This is a genomic window from Pinisolibacter sp. DMC19 (genome assembly GCF_056313985.1).
Genome location: NZ_JBQUZF010000006.1, coordinates 134,324 through 145,961 on the forward strand (window position 1 = coordinate 134,324; position 11,638 = coordinate 145,961).

Consider the following 11,638-nt stretch of genomic DNA (forward strand, 5'->3'; position numbering starts at 1 on the left):
TTCGATCCCCCGATCTTCGACTGACGATTGCCTGTTCTTCTCAATCCCTGACGCCCGGCGCATAGCCGAAGGCGACCGCCGGTTCGGCGGCGGTTTCCACCCAGACGCTCTTCACGCGGGTGTATTCGTGCAGCGCCTCGACGCCGCTCGACCGACCGTAGCCGCTCGAGCCGTAGCCGCCGAAGGGCGAGGCGACGTTGATGGTCTTGTAGGAGTTGACCCAGAAGGTGCCGGCCCGGACGGCCGCCGCGACCCGGTGGCCGCGACCGACGTCGCGCGTCCACACCGCACCGGCGAGACCGAACTCGGTGTCGTTGGCGATGGCGATCGCCTCCTCTTCCGTGTCGAAGGGAATGGCGACGACCACCGGTCCGAAGATCTCGGTGCGCGCCACCGACATCGCGTTGTCGACGTCGGCGAGCACGGTCGGGCGCACGAAATAGCCCTCGTCCGCCGGCGTGCCGTCGGAACCGGCGGCGACGCGGGCGCCGGCGGCGATGCCTTCGCGCACCATCGAAAGGACGTGGTCGTACTGCTTGGCGTTGTTGATCGGCCCGATCTCCGTGTCCGTCGCGTCGGGGCGGCCCACCTTCAGCTTGGCCGCGCCGTCCGCCACCATCCGGACGAAACGGTCATATACCGAGCGCTGCACCAGAAGACGCGAGCCGGCGACGCAACTCTGCCCGGCGCCGGAGAAGATCGCCGCCTGGGCACCGATCGCGGCGCGCGCCAGATCGGCGTCCTCGAACACGATGTTGGCGGATTTCCCGCCCAGTTCGAGCACGCAAGGGAGAAGACGCTCGGCCGCGGCTGCGGCGATGCGCCGCCCCGTCGGCACCGAGCCGACGAAGACGACCTTGGCGACGACGGGGTTTGCGATCGCCGCCTGGCCGGTGGTGTGGCCGAAGCCGGCGAGCACGTTGACGAGGCCGCTCGGTAGGCCCGCCTTCTCGGCGAGGAGGCCGACGACGATCGAGGAGAGCGGCGTCAGCTCCGACGGCTTCAGCAGCACGCCGTTGCCCATCGAAAGAGCGGGAGCCAGCTGCCAGCCGCAGGTGAAGACCGGGGCATTCCACGGCGTGATCTGCAGGACGACGCCCATCGGCTCGTGCCGGGTGTAGTTGAGGTGCGAGGTCGGCACCGGAATGACGTCGCCGTGGAACTTGTCGGCCCAGCCGGCGTAGTACTCGAACATCTCGGCGACCTTGGTCACCTCGACGCGGGCGTCGCGCAGCGGCTTGCCGGCCGAGAGCGATTCCAGCCGCGCCAACGGCTCGACCTCGGCGAGGATGGCGCGAGCGACCGCCTGGAGAACGCGGCCGCGGGCGAAGCCGGTCAGCTTCGCCCATTCGATCTGCGCGGTGCGCGCCGCCTCGGCGGCGGCGGCCACCACCTCCGACCCGGCATCGGGATAGGCGAGCAGGGTGCGGCCGGTCGCCGGATCGGCGACGGTCACCGGCTCCCCGGTGCCGACCATGATGCGGCCGCCGACGAGAGAGCCGATCGGCGCGTCCTTCGGCCAGAGCGGTGCCAGCACTTCGGCGAGGCGGGGGTCCATGAAGAGGGTCATCGATCGGCCTTCCGAATTCAGCGGCTCTGCCGCAGGTCCACGATGCGGTTGAAGTCCTCGCCGTCGGCGATCGTCTCGGCGCTCTCGGCCCACAGCCGTGCGGTTTCCGCCGTCATCGGCAGGTCGAGCCCGAGTTCGCCGACGAGCTGGGCGGCGAGGCGGACGTCCTTGCGCATCAGCTTCATGGTGAAGCCGGAATCGAAGGCGCCGTTGAGGATCCAGGTCGGGAAGTTGACCAGCGTCACGCCCGAACGGCCGGAACCGCCGTTGAGGCCTTCCAGCAGCCGCGCCGGATCGACGCCGGCCTCGCGGGCGATCCGCATCGCCTCGGCACCGGTCAGGAGATGGGCGGCGCAGAGCAGGTTGTTGACGATCTTGCAGACGTGACCGGCGCCGACCGGGCCGATGTGGACGCGCTTGGCGCTCATGTCGGCGAGGATCGGCTCGACCCTGGCCACCACCACGTCGTCGCCGCCCAGCACCATGGTCATGGTGCCGGTGATCGCGCCCTTCGGCCCGCCGCTGACGGGCGCGTCGACGAAGTCGATGCCGGCCTCCGCCAGACGGGCGGCCATGCGTCGCGAGGTATCGGGATGCGAGGACGTCGTGTCGACGATCGTGAGCCCGGCGCGGGCATGGGCGAGGATGCCGTCGGGGCCGGCGACCACCGCTTCGACGATTTCCGCCGTCGGCAGCGATAGGACCAGCACGTCGGCTGCGGCGGTCAGCGGCGCGAGCCCGTCGTGGGTCTCGATGCCTTCCGCTGCGAGTGCCGCGCGCGCCGCCGGCGAGGCGTCGGTGCCGAGGACGCGATGGCCCTTGCGCTGCAGGGTCAGCGCCATGCCGCGCCCCATGTTGCCCAAACCCACGATGCCGATCGTCGCCATGTGCGGCTCCCCTTGTGTCCGATCCATGAACGCTAACCGGACCCGGCGGAACGCGGCACACGAGGCGCGAACGCCCAATGTTGCATCGTGCGCAACGCTTGGGCAGCGACTGCCGGACGGTGCGCGTGGTCGGCGCGGCTACGGCCTCCTCGTGAGGTTTCGTATATTGGAATTTCCATGGCCGAAGGGCCCCGCAACGTGCGGATGATCATCGCGCGCGGCCTCGTGTCAGGGCGGTATCTGCTCCGATTTCGGCGCCGATGGCCGGAAGAGGTCTCCGCAAGGCCGCCGCTCTACGGGTTCTCCGGTGTCTTGCAAAGCGGATGAGTTCGATATATTGAACTCGCCACGAAACGGAGCATCCCCATGTCCAGCGAAGTCCCCGCCATCGGCACGATCATCCGCACCACCCGGCTGGCGCGCGGCATGACGCTCGACCAGTTGGCGGCGACCTCGGGCGTGTCGAAGTCGATGCTCTCGCAGATCGAGCGCGAACTCGCCAATCCGACCTTTGCGGTGCTCTGGGGCATCACCCGCGCGCTCGACGTCGACATCGGCGCTCTGACCTCCGGCGCGGGCGTCGGGGCTCTGGCGAGCCGTATCGAGGTGATCCCGCACGAGGGCGTGCCGGAGATGCGGACGCGCGACGGGCTCTGCGCCCTGCGCATCCTGTCGCCGCCGCACTATGCCGGCACGACCGAGTGGTACGACCTGACCTTCGACCCCGGCGGCCAGCTCGACAGCCCGCCGCACCAGCGCGGCGCCTTCGAACACGTCACCGTCTTCGACGGCGTGCTCGAGGTGACGAGCGGCGGCGACGTCCGCCGCGTCGAGGCCGGCGAGATCGCCCGCTATCCGGCGGACGTCCCCCATCGCATCGCCCAGGTCGGGGCCACGTCGGCCCGCGCGCTGCTCGTGGTGATCCACGCCTGAGCCAAACACCCTTTCATCGACACGGAACGACCCGGAGCGACCATCATGGTGCGGGAACCGCAGCAATTCGCCAGCGACAACTATGCCGGGGCCTGCCCCGAGGCCGTCGCCGCGATGATCACCGCCAACACCGGCCACGCCTTCGCCTATGGCGAAGACCCGTGGACGGCCAAGGCGTCGGACGCCCTGCGCGGCCTGTTCGAGACCGAGGCGGAGGTCTTCTTCGTCTTCAACGGCACGGCGGCGAATTCACTGGCGCTCGCCGCGCTCTGCCAGTCCTTCCACAGCGTCATCTGCACCTCGACCGCCCATGTCGAGACCGACGAATGCGGCGCGCCGGAGTTCTTCTCCAACGGCTCGAAGCTGCTGGTGGTCGAGACCGACGGCGGCAAGCTGACGCCCGAGGCGGTGCGAGCACTCGCCACCAGTCGCCGCGACATCCACTTCCCGAAGCCCGCGGCGGTGACCATCACCCAGCCGACCGAGACCGGCCTCGTCTATACGGTCGAAGAGATCCGGGCGATCTCGGCGGTCTGCCGCGAGCTCGGTCTGCGCCTGCACATGGACGGCGCCCGCTTCGCCAATGCCTGTGCCAGCCTCGGCTGTTCGCCCGCCGACATCACCTGGAAGGCCGGCGTCGACGTCCTGTGCTTCGGCGGCGCGAAGAACGGGCTGGCGCTCGGCGAGGCGATCCTGTTCTTCGATCGTGCGCTCGCCCGCGACTTCGACTACCGCTGCAAGCAGGCTGGTCAGCTCGCCTCGAAGATGCGCTTCCTCGCCGCCCCCTGGGCCGGGATCATCGAGACCGGCGCCTGGCTCGGCAACGCGACGCACGCCAACGCCTGCGCCCGCCGTCTCGCCGACGGCATCGCCGATCTCGAGACCATCCGCCCGCTCTTCCCGGTCGAGGCCAATGCCGTCTTCCTGTCGGCGCCGGAGACGACGCTCGATGCGCTCCGCGAACGCGGCTGGCGCTTCTACACGTTCATCGGCGGCGGCGCGCGTTTCATGTTCGCCTGGGACGCCGAGCCGACGCGGGTCGACGCGCTGATCGCCGACCTCCGCGCGGTGGCGGCGGGCTGATCAGACCGGCGTCTCGCCCGGTGCGCCGCCGAAGGCGCGCAGCCGGCTGCGCAGATGCGACAGGAACTTCATCGCCGCCGCCGGCAACTGGCGGCCGTGGCGGGTGACGATGTGGATCTCGGCGGTCTCGAGCGTCGCGTCGTCGATCGGCAGCGCCACCACGCTCCCGTCCTCGATCTCCGGCACCGCGACGAAGGCCGGCATCAGCGCCACGCCGAGATCGGAGGCGACGAAGCGGCGCAGCAGGGTGAAGGAATTGGTCCGCATGATCGGATCGATCGCGACCTCCGCCCGCCGCAGCGCCGCGTCGATCACCCGCTGCACGCCGAAGGCCGGCGTCAGGAAGCCGACCCGCTCGCGGGTGAGCTCGGCCAGCGTCGGATGGCGATCCGAGCCGGCGAAGGGATGGGCGCGGTTGACCAGCAGGCGGATCGACGACCGGATCCGCGCCGTCGAATGCAGCCGCTCGTCGAAGGGCGGGTTGAAGACCAGCCCGACCTGCGCCTCGTCCTCGGTGATCGCCCGGACGATGTCGGCCGTCGCCATCACCTCGATCGACATGGCGATGCCGGGATGGATGCGGCAGAAGTCCTGCAACGGCCCCGACAGCAGATCGCCGACGAAGCCCTCGCCGATCACCAGCCGCACCGTGCCGCGGCTGGAGGTGCGCAGCTCGCGGATCCGTTCCTCGACGTCGGCGCGGGCCGCCTGCTGCGTCGCCCACCAGTCGACCAGCATGCGCCCCGCCTCGGTCGGCCGAATGCCGCGCGACAGGCGCTCCAGCATCGGGGTGCCGAAGTCCTTCTCGACCAGGGCGATCTGTCGGCTGATCGTCGAGGCGTTGACCCGCATCCGCTCCGCCGCGGCGCGGATGCTGCCGGCACGGACGGTTTCGAAGAGATAGGCGATGCGTTGGTCGTCCATGGCGGCGCCGCGCTCCCGTCGCGGTGGTGAGGTCGCCGACTGTTGCACGAAATGCAACCGAAGGACAGATCCATGGGCATGCCGGGCATGCCTTCCTCGTGGCACGCTCGAAAGATGAGCAATCGGCCCGCTGCTCGCGACGGCCGAAGACGCCCTCTCGAACGGGAAAGACCGGCATGGTGAAACTCGACGACGCCCTCCTCGCCACCATGCGGTCCTGGCGGCACGATCTCCACGCCCATCCCGAGACCGCCTTCGAGGAGTTCCGCACCGCGGACTTCGTCGCGGCGCGCCTCGCCGAGGACGGTTTTGAAGTCCATCGCGGTCTCGGCGGCACCGGCGTCGTCGGCACGCTCGTGGTCGGCACCGGCCCGACCGTCGGCCTGCGCGCCGACATGGACGCGCTGCACGTCACCGAGAAGACCGGGCTTCCCCATGCCTCGCGCCATCCCGGCCGCATGCACGCCTGCGGTCACGACGGCCACACCACCATGCTGCTCGGCGCCGCCCGCCATCTCGCGGCGACGCGGAGCTTTGCCGGCACGCTGCGGGTGATCTTCCAGCCGGCGGAGGAAAACGAAGGCGGCGGTCGCCGCATGATCGCCGACGGGCTCTTCGACAAGTTCCCCTGTGATCGGATCTTCGGTCTGCACAACTGGCCGGCGATGCCGCTCGGCACCTTCGGCGTCAACGGCGCGACGATGATGGCGGCCTTCGACACGTTCGAGATCGAGGTCCACGGCAAGGGCTGCCACGGCGCCATGCCGGAGACCGGCATCGACCCGATCGTCGTCGGCGCCGAGATCGTCACGGCCCTTCAGACCGTGGTCGCCCGTCGCCTGAGCCCGCTCGAGCGTGCCGTCGTCTCCGTCACCCAGTTCCACGGTGGCGACACCTGGAACGTCGTGCCCGACGGCGTGATCCTGCGCGGCACCACGCGGTCGATGTCGCCCGAGGTCCAGGACCGGATCGAGACGGCGATGCGCGAGCTCTGCGAAGGCATCGCCGCCGCTCACGGCGCCCGTGCCGAACTGCGCTACGAGCGCCGCTACCCCGCGACCATCAACACGCCCGCAGAAGCGGCGGAGGCCGCCGCCGCCGCCCGCGCCGTGCTCGGCGAGGCGGCCGTGAACGCCGACTGCGCGCCGTCGATGGCGGCCGAGGACTTCGGCTTCATGCTGCAGGAAAAGCCCGGCGCCTACGGCTTCCTCGGCGTCGGCGATGCCGAGCACAGCGCCTCGCTGCACAATCCGCTCTACGATTTCAACGACGCCGCGCTCGCCCTCGGCGCGTCGTGGTGGATCGCCCTCGTCGAGCGTATCCTGCCGCGATGATCGGTATCTTCGAGATCTTCGAGATCGGCATCGGCCCGTCGTCGTCCCACACCGTGGGACCGATGCGGGCGGCCGCGAGTTTCGTCGCAGCCCTTGCGGAGCGCGGCGAGATCGCCCGCGTCGCCTCGCTGACGACGACGCTCTACGGCTCGCTCGCCTTCACCGGCAAGGGACACGCGACCGACCGCGCCGTGATCCTCGGCCTCGCCGGCGAATGGCCGGCGACCGTCGATCCCGACCGTGCCGAGGCGATCGTCCGCCGCGCTGGAGAGGAGGGCCTTCTCGCCCTCGGCGCCGCGCGGGACATCCCCTTCCGCCCCGACCGCGACATCGTCTTCGACTACGAGACGCCGTCGCCGGGCCACCCCAACGCGCTGAAGTTCGCCGCCCGTGACGCGGTGGGCAACGTCGTCGCCGAGGAGATCTGGCTGTCGACCGGCGGCGGTTTCGTCCGCCGTCACGGCGACGACGGTGTGGCGGGCGAGGCGGACGGTCCCGCGGTGCCCCATCCCTTCGACGACGCCGACGAGATGCTGGAGCGGGCGCGGGCCGCCGGGCTCGATCTCGCGACGATGTCGCGGGAAAACGATTGTGCCCAGCGCTCCGAGGCGGAGGTCGAGGCCCATGTCGACCGGGTGCTCGCCGCCATGTTCGACTGTATCGACCGTGGCCTCGCGACCGAGGGCGAACTGCCCGGCGGTCTGAAGGTCAAGCGGCGCGCCCGTGCGCTCGCCGGCCGCCTCGGCAATGCCGCGGCCACGGCGCTGCCGCCCCATTCGGCGCTCGATCTGGTCGGCGCCTGGGCGATGGCGGTCAACGAGGAGAACGCCGCCGGCGGCCGGGTCGTCACCGCGCCGACCAACGGCGCGGCCGGCGTGGTGCCGGCGGTGCTGCGCTATGCCCGCGACTTCCGCCCGGAAGTGGGTCCCGACGGACTCAGGCGCTTCCTCCATGTCGCGGCGGCGATCGGCTGGTTGTTCAAGCGCAACGCCTCGATCTCGGGGGCCGAGGTCGGCTGTCAGGGCGAGATCGGCGTCGCCGCGGCGATGGCGGCGGCGGGGCTCGCCGCGGCCCTCGGCGGCACCAACGCGCAGGTCGAGAACGCCGCCGAGATCGCCATGGAGCATCATCTCGGCATGACCTGCGACCCGATCGCCGGGCTGGTGCAGATCCCCTGCATCGAGCGCAACGCCTTCGGCGCGATCAAGGCGATCGCCGCGGCGACGCTGGCGCTCGCCGGCGACGGCACCCATTTCGTCTCGCTCGACGAGGTGATCGTCACCATGCGCGAGACCGGCGCCGACATGCAGTCGAAGTACAAGGAGACCTCGCGCGGCGGCCTCGCCGTCAACGTGGTCGACTGCTGAGGGCGATCAGCGCGCCGGGCGTGCCGCCGGCGCCAACGCTCCGACGCCGCGGAGGAACAGCGCGACCGCCGCCTCGATGCGGGCGCGGTTGCGCGCGTCGTCCCACGACGGCAGGCCGAGCGCCAGATCGAAGGGCAGGCTCCCCAGGATCAGCGACAGATAGAGATCGGTCGCCATCGCGATGTCGGTGGTGGCGATCGTGCCGGCCTCCGTCGCCCGGCGGAAATAGTCCGCCATGCGGCTCTCGATGTCGGAGGGACCGGCGGCCTCGAACGACAGCGCGAGCTTGGGGAAGCGGTGCACCTCGCCGACCAGCAGGCGATAGAGGCGAACGCCGAGCTCGTCGGCGAAGACCTCGAGCAGCGAGCAGCCGACCTCGACCAGCGAGCGTTCGAAGTCCTCCGGAATCGTTTCGGGGATGGCGATCCGCATGGTCAGTTCGGAACAACGGCCGAGCACGACCTCGGAGAAGAGCTCTTCCTTGCTGGGGAAATAGGCATAGACCGTGGCCTTCGAGACACCCGCCGCCTGCGCGATCATCTCGGTGGAGACCTGATCGTAGCCCCGTTCGAGAAACAGCTCCAACGCCGCCTCGAGCACGCGGCGCGCCTTCGGCCTGAGCGTGGCCGCCGCCGTCTCCTCGCAGGTGGCGTTTCCGCTGTCCATCGTCCTCTCCCCGATTCTTCGTTTCCGTCCCTCCGTCCTCATATCCGGGCTTGACGGCGGAAGCGATGCCCATCATGTTGGGATCGAAACTGAACTGTACGTCTCAGTTCAATTTTTGTCGAGATCCACATGACCCTTCTTTCGACGTGGTGCTCCCTCCGTTCCGCCGGCCGCGGCCCCGCCCTTTCGGCGCTCCTCGTCGCCGGGCTCTCGGTTTCGCTCGCCGGCTGCACCGTCGGCCCCGATTTCGAGGCGCCGCCCGCGCCGCAGGGCGGCTACACCCGCGAAGCGACGCCGGCCGGCACCACCGGTGCGCCGGGTGCCGCGGGCAATGCCCAGCGCTTCGAGGTCGGCCGCGACATTCCCGGCGAGTGGTGGAAGCTCTACCGCTCCAAGACGCTCGACGCGCTGGTCGCCGAGGCGCTGCGCAACCACCCCGACATCGCCGCCGGCCAGGCGGCGCTGAAGGCGGCGCGCGAGAACGTCGCCTCCGAGGCCGGCTCGCTGCTGCCGCAGGCCTCGTTCTCCGGCAACCAGCAGCGTATCGGCGCCTCGCCGGCCCAGAACGGCCAGCGCGGCCACGGTTCGCTCTTCGATCTGACGGGGACCTCGGTCTCGGTCTCCTACGACCTCGACGTCTTCGGCGGCGAGCGTCGCAAGATCGAGGGGCTCGAGGCCACCGCCCGCCAGCAGGGCCTCGAGCTCGAGGCGACCCGGCTGGCGCTGTCGGCCAACGTCGTCGCCACCGTCATCACCGATGCCTCGCTGCGTGCCCAGATCGCCGCGACCAAGGACATCATCCGCTCCGAGATGGAGCAGCTCGGTCTCCTCAGGCAGCAGTTCGCCCTCGGCGCCGTCGCCCAGACCGACGTGCTGTTGCAGGAATCGAACCTCGCCCAGACGAAGGTCGCGCTGCCGGCGCTGGAGAAGCAGCTCGGGCAGAACCGCAACCTGCTGATGGTCTATCTCGGGCGTCTGCCGTCGGAGGATCGTGGCGAGAGCGTCGCGCTCGACGCGTTGCGCCTGCCCGATCGCCTGCCGCTCAGCCTGCCGTCGTCGCTGGTCCGCCAGCGTCCCGACGTGCTCGCGGCGGAAGAGACGCTGCATCGCGCCAACGCTCAGGTCGGCGTCGCGACCGCCGCCATGCTGCCGAAGCTGACGCTGTCGGCCGCCTGGGGCTCGCAGGCGCTGTCGCCGAACGAACTCTTCGGCCCGCAGACGGCGGCCTGGAGCCTCGCCGCCGGCGTGGCGCAGCCGATCTTCCGCGGCGGTGCGCTGGCCCATGCCCGCGAATCGACCATCGCATCCCGCGATCAGGCCGCCGCGCAGTATCGCTCGACGGTGCTGAAGGCGTTCCAGAACGTCGCCGACGCGCTGCGGGCCATCCAGGCCGACGCCAAGTCGCTGGCGGCCCAGACCGAGGCCGAGTCCGTGGCACGCCGCAGTCTCGAGATCGCCCGCAGCCAGTACAAGGCCGGCGCCACCACCTGGACGTCGGTCCTCGCCGCCGATCAGTCGCACCAGAACGCCCGCATCGCCCGCGTCAAGGCACAGGCCCAGCGTCATGCCGACACCGCGGCGCTGATGCAGGCGCTCGGCGGCGGCTGGTGGAACCGCGTCGAGGAACCGGCGACGACCGAGGTCGCCGCGGCCGCCGAGAACAAGGACGGGCGCTGACCGCGCTCGGCATCGAACACGACGACGGCCGGCCGTGACGGCGCCGTCGGATGAACCCGAGAAACGACGGAGATGTCGTGATGTGGAAGCGCATGACCCTCATGCTGCTCGCCGTCGGTCTGGTGGCCGCCGGCCTCGTCGGCTTCGATCTCTTCAAGAGCAAGATGATCGCCCAGGCCATGGCCGCGATGGCCAACCCGCGCCAGACGGTCGCCACCGCCGAGGCCCGCACCGAACCCTGGGTCGAACGCCTGACGGCGATCGGCACGCTCAAGGCCAAGGACGGCTCCGACCTCGCCCTCGAGGTCTCCGGCATCGTCGACACGGTCACCTTCACCTCCGGTGAGAAGGTCGAGGCCGGTCGCGTCCTGCTGCGGCTCAAGTCGGAAGACGACGCGGCGCGGCTCGAGGCGCTCGAGGCGACCGCCCGGCTGGCGCAGATCAACCTCGATCGCGACACCGAGCAGCTGAAGATCAAGGCGGTCGCCCAGGCCGCCGTCGATTCCGACGCCGCCAACCTGAAGAACGCCCGCGCCCAGGCCGAGGCCCAGCGCGCCGCGCTCGCCAAGAAGACGCTCGTCGCGCCCTTCGCCGGCCGGCTCGGCATCCGCAACGCCGACCTCGGCCAGTTCCTGCCCGCCGGCACGGCGATCGTCACGCTGCAGGCGCTCGACCCGATCCACGTCGACTTCACCCTGCCGCAGCAGGCGCTGTCGCAGCTGGCGGTCGGGCAGAAGATCGCCGCCCGCGTCGACACCTGGCCGAGCGAGACCTTCGTCGGCGAGATCACCGCGATCAACCCGAAGGTCGACACCGCCACCCGCAACGTCCAGGTCCGCGCCACGCTGGCCAACCCGGAAGAGCGGCTGGTGCCGGGCATGTTCGCCCGCGTCTCGATCGACATCGGTGCGCCGGTCGACCGCGTCACCGTGCCGGTCGCCGCGATCGTCGCCAATCCCTACGGCGACAGCGTCTACGTGGTCGAGGGCAAGGGCGACGCCGCCAAGGTCGAGCCGGTCTTCGTCAAGCTCGGCGAGACCCGCGGCGACATCGTCGCCGTGCTCGACGGCCTCGAGGCCGGCAAGACCATCGTCACCGCCGGCCAGACCAAGCTGCGCAAGGGCGTGTCGGTGAAGATCGAGAATTCCGTCGTTCCGACCACGGATCCCGCGCCGACCCCGGCCGACAAGTGAGGAA

The 11,638-nt window shown here is 70.4% G+C and carries 10 protein-coding genes; 6 read left to right on the forward strand and 4 right to left on the reverse strand.

The genetic code is table 11. The features are described 5' to 3' along the window. Positions 1 to 40 precede the first annotated feature (40 nt). Positions 41 to 1,570 (reverse strand): aldehyde dehydrogenase family protein, encoded by a 1,530-nt coding sequence (locus ACT53U_RS15585; protein WP_476156596.1) that lies wholly within the window; start codon positions 1,568 to 1,570, stop codon positions 41 to 43. Between the two features lie 17 nt (positions 1,571 to 1,587). Then, positions 1,588 to 2,484, reverse strand: coding sequence for an NAD(P)-dependent oxidoreductase (locus ACT53U_RS15590; RefSeq protein ID WP_476156598.1), 897 nt, complete (start codon positions 2,482 to 2,484; stop codon positions 1,588 to 1,590). A 339-nt stretch (positions 2,485 to 2,823) separates the two neighbouring features. On the opposite strand from ACT53U_RS15590, the gene ACT53U_RS15595 reads away from it, so the two are divergent. Then, complete coding sequence (locus tag ACT53U_RS15595) at positions 2,824 to 3,390, forward strand: helix-turn-helix domain-containing protein (RefSeq protein ID WP_476156599.1); 567 nt, start codon at positions 2,824 to 2,826, stop codon at positions 3,388 to 3,390. A 45-nt stretch (positions 3,391 to 3,435) separates the two neighbouring features. Continuing rightward, positions 3,436 to 4,473, forward strand: a complete 1,038-nt coding sequence (locus ACT53U_RS15600) for a threonine aldolase family protein (protein ID WP_476156601.1) — start codon at positions 3,436 to 3,438, stop codon at positions 4,471 to 4,473. On the opposite strand, the gene ACT53U_RS15605 is transcribed toward ACT53U_RS15600, so the two are convergent. Further along, complete coding sequence (locus ACT53U_RS15605) at positions 4,474 to 5,397, reverse strand: LysR family transcriptional regulator (protein WP_476156603.1); 924 nt, start codon at positions 5,395 to 5,397, stop codon at positions 4,474 to 4,476. A gap of 176 nt (positions 5,398 to 5,573) precedes the next feature. On the opposite strand from ACT53U_RS15605, the gene ACT53U_RS15610 reads away from it, so the two are divergent. Together ACT53U_RS15610 and ACT53U_RS15615 are read left to right on the forward strand one after the other, a co-directional pair. Then, positions 5,574 to 6,731: a M20 aminoacylase family protein gene (locus tag ACT53U_RS15610; protein ID WP_476156605.1), complete on the forward strand. Its 1,158-nt coding sequence runs from the start codon at positions 5,574 to 5,576 to the stop codon at positions 6,729 to 6,731. Continuing rightward, positions 6,728 to 8,098, forward strand: a complete 1,371-nt coding sequence (locus ACT53U_RS15615) for an L-serine ammonia-lyase (RefSeq protein ID WP_476156607.1) — start codon at positions 6,728 to 6,730, stop codon at positions 8,096 to 8,098. Before ACT53U_RS15610 ends, ACT53U_RS15615 begins: the two co-directional genes overlap by 4 nt. A gap of 6 nt (positions 8,099 to 8,104) precedes the next feature. Here ACT53U_RS15615 and ACT53U_RS15620 read toward each other — a convergent pair whose 3' ends face one another. Beyond that, entirely contained in the window at positions 8,105 to 8,764 is a 660-nt protein-coding gene (locus ACT53U_RS15620; protein WP_476156609.1) for a TetR/AcrR family transcriptional regulator, read from the reverse strand. A 129-nt stretch (positions 8,765 to 8,893) separates the two neighbouring features. Here ACT53U_RS15620 and ACT53U_RS15625 point away from each other — a divergent pair, with 129 nt between their 5' ends. Further along, positions 8,894 to 10,441, forward strand: coding sequence for an efflux transporter outer membrane subunit (locus ACT53U_RS15625; RefSeq protein WP_476156611.1), 1,548 nt, complete (start codon positions 8,894 to 8,896; stop codon positions 10,439 to 10,441). A gap of 80 nt (positions 10,442 to 10,521) precedes the next feature. Further along, entirely contained in the window at positions 10,522 to 11,634 is a 1,113-nt protein-coding gene (locus ACT53U_RS15630; RefSeq protein WP_476156613.1) for an efflux RND transporter periplasmic adaptor subunit, read from the forward strand. The last annotated feature ends 4 nt before the right edge of the window (positions 11,635 to 11,638 follow it).